The organism is Salinarimonas rosea DSM 21201, assembly GCF_000429045.1.
Taxonomy (GTDB): domain Bacteria; phylum Pseudomonadota; class Alphaproteobacteria; order Rhizobiales; family Beijerinckiaceae; genus Salinarimonas; species Salinarimonas rosea.
This window is the reverse complement of sequence record NZ_AUBC01000010.1, coordinates 167,821-180,290: the sequence shown is the minus strand read 5'-3', so window position 1 is coordinate 180,290 and position 12,470 is coordinate 167,821. Positions and strand designations below refer to the sequence as shown.

The following is a 12,470-nucleotide window of genomic DNA, read 5'->3' as shown; positions in this document are numbered from 1 at the left end:
GGTACGGCACCGCTGCCGTCAAAGCCAGGCGAGCGCGCCCGACAGGAGCGCGACGCCGGCGAGCAGCGCCGTGCCGAGGAGGAGCGAGACCCGCGACAGCCGCGCGACGTGGTCGGGCGCGATCCGCGCCGCCGTTGCGCGGTAGCGCCGGAAGCCGAGCGCGAGCACGACGAGGGCGAGGAGCGCGAGGCCGCTCGCACCCGCGCGCAGCAGCCAGTCCGGCTCGATGTCGGAGAACAGGCGCGGGAAGACGATCGCCGCCGCGATCGCGGCCATGGCCGTGCGCCACCAGGCCGCGAGCGTGCGGTCGTTGGCGAGCTGGGTGCGGTCCTCCGCCAGATCGTCGCGGGTGCGACGGGAGGCCTCCGCGGCGGTCTCGGGGTCTCGCTCGTGGTTCGACACGCGCCGTCAACGCGCGGGACCGCGCCGAGGCTCCCGGGTCCGACGCGCTCACGCGTCCGCGTGAAGCGGCGCGTGCCGGCGAGGGGCGGAGGCGGGCTCGTCCGGCGGCGCTAGCGCCTCCTCCGCGAGGGCGTAGGCGATCAGGTTCGCCTCCGTCTCCGCCATGGCGGCGCGGGCTTCGAGCTTGCGCCGCATCTGGGCGGAGCCGCCGCGATAGCGGTCGGCCTTGTCGCGGGCGAGGCGGGCGCGCCGCCGGGCGGCGGCGAGGTCCGCGGGGGTGTAGACGCCGTCGATGCCGATCACGACGGCCTCCCGCAGGCGAGGGGCCGCTCCGCCGGTCCGAGGAGCGCCGCCGCGGCGGCCGCGGTGCGCGCCACGCGGCCCTCGGCCGCGCCCGCACCGTCGGCCCGGGCGCGGGCGACGTGCGCGAGGAGCGCGACCTCGTCGGCGGTCGCGCGGCAGCAGGACGCCGGCAGCACCGCGAGCGGGCGCCCCGCATGCGCCTCGAGCGCCCGCACCAGCCCGGCCAGCGCGCCGACGAGCAGCGCGGCGCTCTCGGGCGGAAGCGCCGCCTCGGCCTCGGCGAAGGCGGCCTCGATGCAATCGGTCTCGCCCGTGGCGCGGGCGCCGGCGACGTAGCGGGCGATGGCGAGGGCGAGACGGGCGCCCGCATCCGGGCAGACGTCGGGCACGCGGCGCGGTATCGCCGCCGCGCGGGGGCACGGCGCCTCGCAGGGGACCTCCACCGCCTCGACGGCGGTCGAAGGCGGCAGGACCGCGGCGTGGGTGGGCACGCGCACGGGATTGGCGGGCATTCGGATCATCGCAGCTCTCCAGACCGCCGGGTTCAGGGCCCGGGCTCCAAGCTCCCGCCCACCTTGCCGGAGGCAGCGCGGCGGTCAAGGAAAAACATCATTGAAATCAACAGCTTGTAATTAGAACAGGTCGAAGCTGGAGGGCATGCGCGCCGCCCCGGCTTGACAGCGGCCCGCGCCGCGGGCTCGTCTCGACGAAAGACAACGCCGGGAGGAGGCGAGCGTGAGCGTCGAGATGGTCATCAGCGTCATCGCCCGCGACAGGCCGGGGCTGGTCAAGCGGCTCTCGGCGCTGGTCGCCGAGGTGGGCGGCAACTGGATCGATTCGTCGATGGCACGGCTCGGCGGCGCCTTCGCCGGCATCGTGCGCGTCTCGCTGCCCGAGGCGGCCGCGGCCGCGCTGGAGGCGGCGCTCGACGGCCTCGCCGAGGAAGGCATCACCGCGCTCGCACGCCGCTCCGAGCCCGAGCCGCCGCCGGCGGGGCAGACGGCCGTGCTCGAGCTCACCTGCGCGGATCACCCCGGCATCGTGCGCGACATCGCCGACCGGCTCGCAGTGCGCAAGGTGAGCATCGACGAGCTCGAGACGGAGGTGTTCGCCGGCTCGATGTCCGGAGACGCGCTGTTCTCGGCCAAGGCCCGCATCGTCCTGCCCGAGGGCGTCTCGGCGAGCGCCGTGCGCGAGGACCTCGAGGCGATCGGCCTCGACATCATGGCGGAGATCGTGCTGCGCGAGACCGACTGAGCCCGCCGCCGGTCGCGAGAACGCACCCGGGTCCCTCGGCGTTGTCCCTGGCGACACGGAGGGTCCCATGAACGACGAGAAAGACCGCGACCGCACCCCCGATCCGCGGCGCGAGAGCGAGCCGCGGGACGAAGCCACGCCCGCGCGGACGCCCGCGCAGGAGAAGGCCGGGAGCCACCGGCGCGGGCCGATGCCGCCCGCGGGTCCCCACGATTCTCCTGATCTCACCAATCCCGACGCGACACCGGGATCCGGCGTCCTGCCCGGACATCGACGCAAGGGGGTGGACACCGATCCCGGCGGCGGCTGAGCGGGCGCCGGAGGGAGCGGCCCGCCGCTCTCGACACCCGCCCCGGAGGCGCTATCTACAGCGCGCGCATGTGTGTGCCGCCTCACGAGCGGCCTGCGCCGCAGCTCTACATCGGGTCGCTTCTTCGCGGAAGCGGCCCTTCCTTCGCCGGAGACCCGAGTGACCACGACGAACGAGCGCGACGAGCCCTTCCACGCGGACGCGAGCACCAGCGACGGTCGTGTCGGCGCGGGCGCCGAGACCTCGCGGCTGTCTCGCGGCGGCAACGCGCGCGGTGAGGGCGTGCAGGACCGGCACTCGGACATCTTCTTCGCCGCCGTCGAGAAGACCCGCATGCCGATGGTCGTCACCGATCCGCGCCAGCCGGACAACCCGATCGTCTTCTGCAACCGCGCCTTTTCGCAGATGACCGGCTACGCCATGGCGGAGATCGTGGGCCGCAACTGCCGCTTCCTGCAGGGGCCGGAGACCGATCGCGACGTGGTGGCGGAGGTGCGGCTCGCCGTGGAGGAGCGGCGCGAGACCGCGGTCGAGATCCTGAACTACCGCAAGAACGGTGCGGCCTTCTGGAACGCGCTGTTCATCTCGCCGGTCTATGCCGACGACGGCGAGCTCGTCTTCTTCTTCGCCTCCCAGCTCGACGTGACACGCCGGCGCGACGCCGAGGACGCGCTTCGCCAGTCGCAGAAGATGGAGGCGCTGGGCCAGCTCACCGGCGGCATCGCGCACGACTTCAACAACCTGCTCCAGGTCGTGAGCGGCTACGCCGAGATCCTGGACAACCAGCTCGACCTCCTGCCCGAGCGCCCGCCGCGCATGGAGCGGGCGATCGCCCAGATCCGGATCGCCTCCGATCGCGCGGCGACGCTGACGCAGCAGCTCCTCGCCTTCGCCCGCAAGCAGCGGCTCGAGGGGCGGGTCGTCGACCCCAACGAGCTCGTCGAGACGCTCTCCGAGATGGCGCACCGCACGCTGGGCGACGCCGTCACCGTCTCCATGGATCTCGCGCCCGATCTCTGGAACGCGCGCCTCGACGTCGTGCAGGCGGAAGTCGCCCTCCTCAACGTGCTGATCAACGCCCGCGACGCGATGCCCGGAGGGGGCAAGGTCACGCTCTCCACGCGCAACCGCGAGATCGCGCCCGGCGACGAGGCGGCCTTCGACGACATTCCCGCCGGACGCTACGCGATGATCGCGATCACGGATACGGGGGTCGGCATGCCGCCGGAAGTGGCGCGGCGCGTGATGGACCCCTTCTTCACGACCAAGGAGGAGGGCAAGGGCACCGGGCTGGGGCTCTCCATGGTCTACGGCTTCATGCGCCAGTCCGGCGGCGCCGCGCGGATCTACTCCGAGGTGGGCCACGGCACCACCGTGCGGCTCTACTTCCCCGCGGCGACCGGCGACGTCGTCGCGGACACCGCCCGCCCGCGCGGCGCGACCGGCGTGCGCCTGCGCGAGCAGGACGGCGGCACGGAGACGATCCTCGTCGTCGACGACCGCGCCGAGGTGGCGGATCTCGCGGAGAGCATCCTCGCGGACTTCGGCTATCGCGTGCTCAAGGCGGGCGACGCCGCGGAGGCGCTCGAGGTGCTCGACGGCGCCGAGGACGTCGACCTCCTGTTCTCGGATCTCGTCATGCCCGGCGGCATGAACGGGGTGATGCTCGCGCGCGAGGCGCGCCGCCGCCAGCCCCGGCTCAAGGTCCTGCTGACGACGGGCTATGCCGAGGCCTCGCTGGAACGCCAGGACGCGGGGGGCACCGAGTTCGACGTCCTCGACAAGCCCTATCGCCGCACCGAGCTCGTGCGTATGGTGCGCCGCGTGCTGGACGGGCCGACCGGCGTCGGTTGAGCGCGCCCCCGCCGAATTGCCGCATCGGGGCTGGACCCGAAGGCAAGCTGGAGCGTTGTCGTGCGCTCGTCCCGATGCCGGTTCCTGGAGTACGCCTGCGATGCCCACCATCCTCCTCGTCGACGACGACGCCCTCACGGCCATGGGCTCGGCCGACCTGATCGAGGATCTCGGCCACACCGTCCTCACCGCCCATTCCGGCAAGGAAGCGCTGGCGATCGCGGCGGAACGGCCCGATCTCGACCTCGTCGTGACCGACCAGTCGATGCCCGGGATGAGCGGCGTCGAGCTCGCCAAGGCGCTGCGGGCCGAGCGGCCCGCGCTGCCGGTGATCCTCGCCACGGGCTACGGGGCGGCGCCGGACGGCGAGAGCCTGCCGACCCTCCCCAAGCCCTACGATCAGGCCCAGCTCGCCGAGGCGATCCGCAGCGCGCTCGCGCGCTGAGCGCGTCCGCCGTCAGCGGCCGCGGAAACGCACGCCGAGCCGCGTCGGGCTGCGGCGCACGACATCGCACACGCGGCGAATCGCATCGGTGCCGTTGACGAGCAGCACGAAGGTGTCGGGCAGCGCGTCCGCCTTCGAGCAGTGCACCTGCGCGCCGTGCTGCGAGATGTCGACGACCGTGCAGGCGTAGCGCAGGCGGCGCGCCGTGTCGTAGGCGACGCTGGGAATGCCGATCGTGCGGCGAATCTCGCGGCGCCTCTCGTCGCTCGGCGCAGCGCCCTCGTACACCCAGCCGCGGCTCATGCCATCCTCCCGCTCGCGGCCGAACGATAATCCCCGAACGTGAGCGGTTCGTTAATCCTTTCCCCCGAGCGCATCCGATCGCGCCTGCGCGTCCTCGGCCGTACGCGTGAGCGATCCGCCGAGGAAGGCGCCGAGCACGTGCCACGACGGCAGGTGGTCGCACACGGTCTTGAACGCGACGAGGAGCGGCACCGCGAGGAAGACGCCGACCGCCCCCCAGAGCCAGCCCATCGCCGCGACCCCGATCAGGATCGCGATCGCGTTGAGCTCGAGGCGCCGCCCGAGGATGAGCGGCGTGACGACGTTGCCCTCGAGCGTCGTGCAGGCGAGATAGACGAGCGGCGGCGCCAGGGTGGCGCCCAGGCCGTCGAAGGTGACGACCGCCACCACCGCCGTGATCGCCACGCCGAGGATCGCGCCGATGTAGGGCAGGAAGTTGAGGAGCGTCGCCATCGCCCCGAACAGGGCCGGCGTCGGCATGCCCACCGCCCACAGCAGCAGGCCGACGACGATGCCGAGGCCGGTGTTGATGAGCGCGATCGTGAGGAGATAGGTCGAGATCGAGCGCTCGATGGCGCGCCCGATCTCCACCGCCGTGCGCTTGTCGTGGAAGGTCGGCATCACGTGCACGATGCGCTCGTAGATGCGGTCTCCCGAGGCGAGCAGGAAGGCCGTCAGCAGCGCCGCGATGGCGACGATCGCCGCCCCGCGCAGCACGCCGCTGGACGCGGTGGCGAGGAAGCCGCCCTCGCGCACGACCACCTCCTCGACGCCCGGCTCGGCGTCTCCGCCGGTGATGGCGTCGACACGCTCGCTCGCCTGCTCCACGGCGGCGAAGGACGAGCGCAGGTCCCGCAGCTCCCGCTCGATCTCGTAGCCGATCTGCGGGGCACGGGCGACCCAATCCGAGAGCGGATAGCTGAGCGTGTAGGCGATCAGGGCGAGCGCGCCCGCGAGCGCCGCCACCAGGAGCGGGGACGTGAGCCATGCGGGGATGCCGCGCCGCGCCAGCAGACGCACGATCGGGCTGAGCGTCAGGGTGACGACGAGGGCGAGCGCGAGCGGCAGGATGAGGTCCTGCGCCACGTAGAGCGCCCCGGCCCCGAGCACGACGGCGCAGACGTGGATCGAGAACGCCACCGAGCGCGTGAGCCGTGCATCGACGATCTGGCGCGGCGTCTCCGGGGTGCGCGGCGCACCCTCCTGTGCTCCCGGCGGCTCCGGCCGCCTCCGCTCCAGCATGTCGGCGGCCTTTCCCACGTACGTCGTACCCTCGAATTTCGAGCGAGAACGGCGCCGCTGACGACGCGGTTCCACAGGAAACGGAGCGGATCGCGACGCGAGGTCGCAGCTCTTCTGGTAAGCTCGGCCATGACGCGGCTGGAACCCGCGGACGAATCGGGAGCGACGGGCGATGGATGTCGGGCTCCTCTACGGCGGGCTTCTCGCGGCGGGAGCGCTCTGGGGCGTCCTCGCGGGGCTCGTGGCGGGCCGCACGCTCGGCCTGCCCGCCTTCGCGCTCGGGCTCATCCTCGCCCTCGCGACGCAGGTGATCGCCGACACGCTGGCGGAAGCGGGCACTTTCCCGACGATCTGCCGCGCGCTCGTCCTCGCCGCGGTCCTGCAGGTCGCCTACGGCCTCGGCCTGCTGCTGCGGCGGCTGCGCCGCGGGGCGACGCACGGGGCCGGCGGCTCCGCGCGCGAGCGGTCGCGCGCTCTGGTCGAGCGGCCCTGACCCGTCGAACGGCCGTGGGCTTCCGAGCGTTGTCGCGTCACACCCCGCGACACGCGAGAAGGAGAGCACCCATGGCGACGCGCTTCGAGGACGGCCCGCCCGGCTACCACGACATCTACCGCGAGAACGGCCGCGAGGGCGCGCGTGCCCGCGTGGCGGTGCGCCACGCGGCGCGCTCCGCGCGCGACGCCATGCCCCCCACTCGCCGTCTCGCGGCGGCGAGCGTCGGCGCCGCCGCCGTGGGCGTGCTCGCCGTCGGCGCCTTCGCCATCGGCGCGCTGGCGATCTCGCGGCTCGCGATCAACCGCATGGGCCTGCGCCAGGGGCACATCCAGTCGCTGACGATCGACGAGCTGCGCGTGCGCCGCCTGCGCATCGACCGCCAGGACGGGCCCGACGCGCGGCCGCGCTACGCGTCGATTCGCCGGGTGTGACGGGAGCGGAGCCCGCGAACCAAACCGCGACGCGGCCCGTTCACCGGCCGAACCGGACAGCCCGAACGAGGAGCCCCAGATGACCACCGACCCCAAGGCCCGCGAGAAGCTCTTCGACCTGATCGAGGACGTGCGCGTGGCGATGATGACCACCGTCGAGGCCGACGGCTCGCTGCGCGCGCGCCCGATGTGGACGCAGAAGCCCGACGCGAACGGCGACCTCTGGTTCGCCACCCGCATCGACAGCGCCAAGGCCCGCGAGATCGGCCGCACGCACCAGGTCGGCCTCGCCTATTCCGACCCGGACGACCAGGACTACGTCTCGATCTCCGGCCGCGCCGAGATCGTGCGCGACCGCGCCGCGATCGAGGCGCACTGGCAGGAGGGCATGCGCACCTGGTTCCCCAGCGGCAAGGACGACCCGGAGCTCGCCTTCGTCAAGGTCACGCCGGAATACGGCGAGTACTGGGACGCGCCCTCCTCGAAGATGCTCCACGTCTACGGCTACGCCAAGGCCGCGGTGACCGGCGAGCCGCCGCACCGGCCGGGCGACCAGGAGAAGGTCGACCTCTGACGCCCGGCCGCGCCGCGCCTCACTTGCGCGCTGCGCGGCTTTTCCTGGCGCTGCGGTCGAGCGCGATCGCGGCCCCGTTGATCTCCCCGCCCACGATGAAGATCACGGCGATCGTATAGAGGAAGATCAGCGACATCATCGCGGTCGCCAGCCCGCCGTAGGTGGACGCGTAGGCGCCCGGGAACTGCGCGAGGTAGATGCCGAAGGCGATGCCGCCGACCGTCCAGAGAACGAGCGTGACCACGACGCCGGGCAGCACCGAGACGACGCTGCGCGTCCCCGCCGCCAGGAACTTGTGGGTGATCACGAGGGCGACGGTGATGAGCAGCGTCGTCGTGCCGAGCCGCACGAGCCCGACGATCTGCGAGAACGGCGCGAGCGCGGGGAAGAAGCCGGTCGCCGCCCGCCACAGGAGCGGCCCGAGCACCACCGCGAGCGAGAACACCATCATCACCGCCGCGACGATGACGACGAACACGATCGATTCGAGCCGCGTCACGTACCAGGCCCGGTTCTCCCGCACGCCGTAGGCGCGGTTCAGCCCGACCCTGAGCGCCTCGATGCCGTTCGAGGAGAACCACAGCGCCAGCGCCGCGCCGATGGTCAGGAGGTCGCCGCGCCACTCCGTGAGCACCGTGCGCACCTCCGAGGCCAGCGGCTCGGCGATCTCGACGGGCAGCACGTCGAGGATGATATCGGTGGCGTTGTCCGCGAGCGTCCCGAACTCGAACGTCGAGGCCAAAGCGGTGAGCAGGATCAGGAACGGAAAGAACGAGAACAGCGCCGAGAGCGCGATATGGCTCGCGATCGCCCAGCCGTCGTGCAGCAGGAAGCGGTCGTAGGCCAGGTTCAGGACGGCGAGGATCCTGCGCGCACGCGCCAAGTCGAGCTGCCTCCGCTTCGGCCGGCCCGTGTGGCCCGCCTGCTCCTCCCTCCGCAGATGGCGCAAACGCGCACGCGAAGCAAGCTGGCGTACGAGACCCGCGCCCGATATGCCGTGTGCGATGCCCGGACGAACCGACAAGACGCCCGCCGGGGCGGGTCCCGATCTCGCGACGCGGCTCGCGCCGCCGCTCTTCGTCCTGATCTGGGCGACGGGCTTCATCGTCGCGCGCCTCGTCGCGCCGCACGCCGACCCGCTCACCTTCCTGTGGATCCGCTATGCGCTCGCGATCGCCGTGCTCGCGCTGGCGGCGTTCCTCGCCCGCGCCCGCTGGCCGGAGGGGCTCGCGGGATGGCGCGACGGGATCGTCGCCGGCGTGCTCCTGCACGGGGCCTATCTCGGCGGGATCTTCTGGGCCGTCGGCCACGGGCTTCCCGCGGGGATCGCCGCGCTGGTGGCCGGGCTCCAGCCGCTGCTGACGGGGCTCCTCGTCGCCCCGCTGCTCGGCGAGGCGGTGTCGCGCCGGCGCTGGCTCGGCATCGTCGTGGGCTTCGCCGGCACGCTCCTCGTCGTCCTGCCGCGGCTCGGGGAGGCGGGGGGCATCCCGCTCGTGCCGCTCGCGATCGCCTTCGGCGGCGTCGTCGCGATCACCTTCGGGACGATCTGGCAGAAGCGCACCGCCGCAGGCGTGGATCTGCGCACCAACACGGTCGTGCAATATTGCGGCGCTCTCGCCGTCACGCTTCCCCTGGCGCTCCTGCTCGAGGACGGCGAGATCGCCTTCACGGCGGAGGTGGTCCTCGGCCTCGCGTGGGCGGTGCTCGGCCTGTCGATCGGGGCGATCTCGCTGCTGCTCGTGCTGATCCGCCGCGGCGCGGTGGCGGGCGTCGCCTCGCTGCTCTTCCTCGTTCCGCCCTGCTCGGCGGTGATGGCGTATTTCCTGTTCGGGGAGACGCTCGCGCCGGTGCAGATGCTCGGCATGGCGGTGGCGGCGGCGGGAGTCGCGCTCGCGAGCCGAGGCTGACGCGTTACGGTGCGCGCGCCCGCCCGGCGAGCGCCCGCGACAGGTCCTTCGCGCCGTAGGGCTTGCGCACCAGCTCGAAGCCGCCGAGCCCCTCCTCGGCGAGAACGTGGCTGTACCCGGTGGTGAGCACCACCGGCAGCGCCGGGAGCCGCGTGCGGATCGCGCGGGCGAGCGCGACGCCGTCCATGCCCGGCATCACCACGTCGGAGAAGACGACGTCGAAACGCTCCGGACCGTCGTCGAGCGCGGCGAGCGCCGCCTCCCCGTTCGGGACCCAGGTCGTGTCGAAGCCGAGGTCCTGGAGCGTCTGCGTGGCGAAGGCGCCGACCTCACGGTTGTCCTCGACGACGAGCACGCGCCGGCCGCCGCCGTCCTCGAGCGGCCGCGCGTCGTCGCCCCGGCCCGCCGCCTCGGTCGTCGCGGGCGCGACGCGCGGCAGGCACAGCGTCATCACCGTCCCCTCGCCCACCGAGCTCTCCGCGGAGACGTCGCCGCCCGATTGCCGGGCGAACCCGAAGACCTGCGAGAGCCCGAGCCCGGTCCCGCGCCCCACCTCCTTCGTGGTGAAGAACGGCTCGAAGATGCGCGCGAGCGCGTCCGGCGGGATGCCGCAGCCGCTGTCGGCGAGGGCAACGAAGACATGGTCCTGCGACTGGGTGCCGACGGTCAGCGTCAGCCGCCCGGCGCCGTCCATCGCGTCCTTGGCGTTGAGGGCCATGTTGACGAGCGCCGTGTCGAACTGCGTGCGGTCGGCCTCGATCCAGCAGGGCTCGTCGGGCGTCTCGACGGCGATCTCGATCCCGGCGCCGAGCACGGGGCCCAGCATCTCGGCCATCGCGGAGACGCGGGCGCCGACGTCGAAGGGCACGGGCTCCAGAGCCTGCCGGCGCGCGAAGGCGAGGAGCTGGCCCGTCAGCTTCGAGCCGCGGTCCACCGCCTCGGAGACCGCCTCGACGTAGCGCCGACGCCGCTCCTCGGGGAGGTTCTCCCGCCGCAGGAAGCCGACGGACGTGCGCACGATGGTCAGCAGGTTGTTGAAGTCGTGGGCGATGCCGCCGGTGAGCTGGCCGATCGCCTCGAGCTTCTGGGACTGGCGCAGCTGCTCCTGCGCCGTCTCGAGCTCGGCCTGGCGGGCCATCTCGTCGGTGACGTCGCGTCCCACCGCGTAGACGAGATCGCCTTCCGGCGCCGCGCCCCACGAGATCCAGCGATAGCTGCCGTCCTTGTGGCGGTAGCGGTTGAGGCGCCCGGTGACGGCGATCCCCTCGCGCAGCCGGGCGAGGTCCTCCTCGTCCGCCGCGACGTCCTCGGGATGCTTGAAGCGCCGGTGCCGGCGCCCGACGATCTCCTCGGGCTCCCATCCGAGCACCCGCGTCCAGGCCGGGTTGACGCTGACGAAGGTGCCGTCGACGTCCATGACGACGAACAGGTCCTGGCTCTGGCGCCACATCCGGTCGCGCTCCTCGGTGCGCTGCGCGACCTCCGCCTCGAGCCTCTCCGTGAGCCGGTGCAGCGCCTCCTGCGCGTAGCGCTGGGCGGTGACGTCGGTGTTGCTGCCGAACCAGCGCACGATCGCCCCGCGCGCGTCCCGGATCGGTACCGCGCGGCTGAGGAACCAGCGATACTCCCCGTCCTTGCCGCGCAGGGGGAAGGTGTCCTCCCACGGCTCGCCGGTCCGGTAGGCGCGCGAGAGCTTGGCGACGACGCGGTCGACGTGGTCGGGATGATGCACCGTCCGCCAGCCCCAGCCCTGCATCTCCTCGAGCGTCGTGCCCGTGTAGTCGAACCAGCGCTTGTTGTACCAGTGGATCCAGCCGGTCTCGTCCGTCGTCCAGACGAACTGGCTGATGTTGTCGGCGAGCTCGCGCAGGCGCGCCTCGCTCTCGCGCAGCTCGGCTTCCGCACGCGCCCGTTCCACCGCCTCCCAGGTCCGCTCGCCGACGTCGCGCACGAGGGCGACGTCGTCCGCCGACCAGTGCCGCGGCGCGGAGGCGTGGACGAAGAGCAGGGCGACGAGCCGCCCGCCCCGCACGAGCGGCAGCGCGACGTGCGCCCGCACCCCCACGGCGAGATAGGCGTCGCGCGCCCCCGACCCCGCCGCGAGCGGGTCCGTCACGACGTCTCCGATCACCACCGTCTGTCCCGCGCGCAGGGCCGCCTCCATGCCCGGCCCGTAGCTCGCGAGCCGATGGCGGCCCACGATCGACGCGACGCCCTCCCCGCTCCAGTCGGCGTGCACGACGGACGCGGCGCCGTCGGGCTCCATCTCGGCGTAGCCCACGCGCGCGACGCCGAGCCGCCGGGCGAGCATCTCGGCCGCCGCCGCCATGATCCCGCGCGGCGCCTGGATCTCCCGCAGGCGCGTCTCCAGCGCGCTGCGGAATTCAGCGCGGCGCTCCGCAACGACACGCTCGGTGACCTCGACGCATGCGCAGTAGACGCCCTCGACGCGACCCTGCGCCTCGTCGCGCAGCGGCGCGTAGAAGAACGAGAAGAACGTCGTCTCGGGGTAGCCCTTGCGCATCATGACGAGCTCGAGCGCGTCCATCGACGTCGGCTCGCCGGCATAGCCGCGCTCCATGATCGGCCCGACGCTCTCGACGAGCTCGGACCAGGTCTCGAAGAACGGGCGCCCGAGCGCGCGCGGGTGCTTGCCGCCGAGGATCTCGGCATAGGCGTCGTTGTAGAGCATCGTGCGCTCGGCGCCCCAGACGACGAACATCGCCTGGTTCGCCGCGAGGATCACGCCGACGATCGTCTTGAGCGGCTGCGGCCAGCGCTCGGGCGGGCCGAGCGGCGTCCCCGCCCAGTCGTGCGCACGCATGCGCACGCCCATCTCGCCGCCTCCCGCGAGGAAGGCGGGTGCGCTCGGTCGTGCCTGGTCGAGGGATATCATCGCGCGGCCTTCGTTGTCGTCGCCGCGAGAGGTCGGCGGCGTCCGGCGCA

At 72.9% G+C, this 12,470-nt stretch carries 15 protein-coding genes; 8 read left to right on the top strand and 7 right to left on the bottom strand.

The features are described from left to right. Positions 1-18: 18 nt before the first annotated feature. Genes G407_RS26590 through G407_RS30320 form a run of 3 tightly spaced genes read right to left on the bottom strand, consistent with a single transcriptional unit; the run spans position 19 to position 1,226 of the window. Positions 19-402: a DUF202 domain-containing protein gene (locus G407_RS26590; RefSeq protein WP_052341119.1), complete on the bottom strand. Its 384-nt coding sequence runs from the start codon at positions 400-402 to the stop codon at positions 19-21. Positions 403-450: 48 nt separating this feature from the next. Continuing rightward, complete coding sequence (locus tag G407_RS0108600; protein ID WP_029030484.1) at positions 451-705, bottom strand: hypothetical protein; 255 nt, start codon at positions 703-705, stop codon at positions 451-453. Then, on the bottom strand, positions 702-1,226 hold the full coding sequence (locus tag G407_RS30320; RefSeq protein WP_052341118.1) for a hypothetical protein: 525 nt from the start codon (positions 1,224-1,226) through the stop codon (positions 702-704). Before G407_RS30320 ends, G407_RS0108600 begins: the two co-directional genes overlap by 4 nt. A gap of 214 nt (positions 1,227-1,440) precedes the next feature. On the opposite strand from G407_RS30320, the gene G407_RS0108590 reads away from it, so the two are divergent. The 4 genes from G407_RS0108590 to G407_RS0108575 all read left to right on the top strand — a co-directional run bounded on the left by G407_RS0108590 (position 1,441) and on the right by G407_RS0108575 (position 4,571). Further along, entirely contained in the window at positions 1,441-1,962 is a 522-nt protein-coding gene (locus G407_RS0108590; RefSeq protein WP_029030483.1) for a glycine cleavage system transcriptional repressor, read from the top strand. Between the two features lie 67 nt (positions 1,963-2,029). Next, entirely contained in the window at positions 2,030-2,272 is a 243-nt protein-coding gene (locus tag G407_RS26580) for a hypothetical protein (RefSeq protein WP_043539270.1), read from the top strand. Between the two features lie 249 nt (positions 2,273-2,521). Then, positions 2,522-4,126 (top strand): histidine kinase famiy protein, encoded by a 1,605-nt coding sequence (locus G407_RS0108580; RefSeq protein ID WP_029030482.1) that lies wholly within the window; start codon positions 2,522-2,524, stop codon positions 4,124-4,126. Positions 4,127-4,226: 100 nt separating this feature from the next. Continuing rightward, positions 4,227-4,571, top strand: coding sequence for a response regulator (locus G407_RS0108575; protein WP_029030481.1), 345 nt, complete (start codon positions 4,227-4,229; stop codon positions 4,569-4,571). A gap of 12 nt (positions 4,572-4,583) precedes the next feature. Here the strand turns inward: G407_RS0108575 and G407_RS0108570 are convergent, their stop codons facing one another. Next, the gene (locus G407_RS0108570; RefSeq protein ID WP_029030480.1) at positions 4,584-4,874 is read right to left on the bottom strand and encodes a PilZ domain-containing protein; all 291 of its coding nucleotides are present in this window, start codon (positions 4,872-4,874) and stop codon (positions 4,584-4,586) included. 51 nt (positions 4,875-4,925) lie between these two features. Beyond that, complete coding sequence (locus G407_RS26575; protein WP_052341117.1) at positions 4,926-6,116, bottom strand: AI-2E family transporter; 1,191 nt, start codon at positions 6,114-6,116, stop codon at positions 4,926-4,928. A gap of 172 nt (positions 6,117-6,288) precedes the next feature. Between G407_RS26575 and G407_RS0108560 the strand changes: the two genes are divergently transcribed. From G407_RS0108560 to G407_RS0108550, 3 genes are all read left to right on the top strand, one after another. Beyond that, on the top strand, positions 6,289-6,609 hold the full coding sequence (locus tag G407_RS0108560; protein WP_029030479.1) for a hypothetical protein: 321 nt from the start codon (positions 6,289-6,291) through the stop codon (positions 6,607-6,609). Positions 6,610-6,680: 71 nt separating this feature from the next. Beyond that, positions 6,681-7,043, top strand: coding sequence for a hypothetical protein (locus G407_RS26570; RefSeq protein ID WP_245259055.1), 363 nt, complete (start codon positions 6,681-6,683; stop codon positions 7,041-7,043). 79 nt (positions 7,044-7,122) lie between these two features. After that, entirely contained in the window at positions 7,123-7,617 is a 495-nt protein-coding gene (locus G407_RS0108550; RefSeq protein ID WP_029030478.1) for a pyridoxamine 5'-phosphate oxidase family protein, read from the top strand. Positions 7,618-7,636: 19 nt separating this feature from the next. Here the strand turns inward: G407_RS0108550 and G407_RS0108545 are convergent, their stop codons facing one another. Next, positions 7,637-8,500 (bottom strand): YihY/virulence factor BrkB family protein, encoded by an 864-nt coding sequence (locus tag G407_RS0108545; protein WP_029030477.1) that lies wholly within the window; start codon positions 8,498-8,500, stop codon positions 7,637-7,639. A 121-nt stretch (positions 8,501-8,621) separates the two neighbouring features. Between G407_RS0108545 and G407_RS0108540 the strand changes: the two genes are divergently transcribed. Then, positions 8,622-9,524, top strand: coding sequence for a DMT family transporter (locus tag G407_RS0108540; protein ID WP_029030476.1), 903 nt, complete (start codon positions 8,622-8,624; stop codon positions 9,522-9,524). Positions 9,525-9,528: 4 nt separating this feature from the next. Here the strand turns inward: G407_RS0108540 and G407_RS0108535 are convergent, their stop codons facing one another. Continuing rightward, the gene (locus G407_RS0108535) at positions 9,529-12,420 is read right to left on the bottom strand and encodes a PAS domain S-box protein (protein WP_029030475.1); all 2,892 of its coding nucleotides are present in this window, start codon (positions 12,418-12,420) and stop codon (positions 9,529-9,531) included. Positions 12,421-12,470 lie beyond the last annotated feature (50 nt).

Coding starts and splice junctions, on each gene's coding strand:
- G407_RS0108575 (WP_029030481.1), top strand. CDS start 4,227: ATGCCCACCATCCTCCTCGTCGACGACGACGCCCTCACGGCCATGGGC.
- G407_RS26575 (WP_052341117.1), bottom strand. CDS start 6,116: ATGCTGGAGCGGAGGCGGCCGGAGCCGCCGGGAGCACAGGAGGGTGCG.
- G407_RS0108570 (WP_029030480.1), bottom strand. CDS start 4,874: ATGAGCCGCGGCTGGGTGTACGAGGGCGCTGCGCCGAGCGACGAGAGG.
- G407_RS0108540 (WP_029030476.1), top strand. CDS start 8,622: ATGCCCGGACGAACCGACAAGACGCCCGCCGGGGCGGGTCCCGATCTC.
- G407_RS26580 (WP_043539270.1), top strand. CDS start 2,030: ATGAACGACGAGAAAGACCGCGACCGCACCCCCGATCCGCGGCGCGAG.
- G407_RS30320 (WP_052341118.1), bottom strand. CDS start 1,226: ATGATCCGAATGCCCGCCAATCCCGTGCGCGTGCCCACCCACGCCGCG.
- G407_RS0108535 (WP_029030475.1), bottom strand. CDS start 12,420: ATGATATCCCTCGACCAGGCACGACCGAGCGCACCCGCCTTCCTCGCG.
- G407_RS26570 (WP_245259055.1), top strand. CDS start 6,681: ATGGCGACGCGCTTCGAGGACGGCCCGCCCGGCTACCACGACATCTAC.
- G407_RS0108560 (WP_029030479.1), top strand. CDS start 6,289: ATGGATGTCGGGCTCCTCTACGGCGGGCTTCTCGCGGCGGGAGCGCTC.
- G407_RS0108550 (WP_029030478.1), top strand. CDS start 7,123: ATGACCACCGACCCCAAGGCCCGCGAGAAGCTCTTCGACCTGATCGAG.